This window comes from Dubosiella newyorkensis, from assembly GCF_001945605.1.
Taxonomy (GTDB): Bacteria; Bacillota_I; Bacilli_A; order Erysipelotrichales; family Erysipelotrichaceae; genus Dubosiella; species Dubosiella newyorkensis.
The window spans coordinates 1-524 of the sequence record NZ_MPKA01000133.1 but is presented as its reverse complement, the minus strand read 5'-3'; the positions used below and the strand labels follow the sequence as shown (position 1 = coordinate 524).

The following is a 524-nucleotide window of genomic DNA, read 5'->3' as shown; positions in this document are numbered from 1 at the left end:
CGTATTGAATCACCTGTTCTTTAAATTCTCTGTCATAATGTTTTGCCATTTTTCATTCCTCCTCATTCTGGAATTCAAATTGTTCTTCTTATGACATTCTACCACTTGAATTTTCAGAGGTTTAAGGGATGCACCATTAATACTAAATCCAGCTTCCTCTTCCGGGAGCGTATTGAAAGATCCGGATCGGCTTTCGAGAAACAGCCGCTGAGCTGTAGACCCACATCCACGATTTGGAAGTGTTCTTTCTCCCTTCTTCGCGGAGCACCTGGATCGGGGTCTCGTCGCAGTGGCACAGTTCTTCTTTCAGAAGATGTTCTCTCATCTTGAGAACGACAGGTTCAAGATAGAGTTCGGAGACCGCCATGATCCAGTTGGACATCGTTCTCCGGCTGACGGAGAGACCCAGCCATTTCCACTCCTTCTCCTGCCGGTTGTAGGGTACGCTTTTGACAAAACGCTCGTTGGCTACATGAGCGATCGCTTCCGCGCTCGCAAAAGAATGCGGAATAACGGGAAGAGGG

Annotated in this window: 1 protein-coding gene; it reads right to left on the bottom strand. The window is 47.7% G+C overall.

Features of this window, described 5'->3' with window-relative positions:
* Positions 1-142: 142 nt before the first annotated feature.
* A partial coding sequence (locus BO225_RS11300) for an IS66 family transposase (RefSeq protein ID WP_143356841.1) occupies positions 143-524 on the bottom strand: 382 nt, incomplete at its 5' end.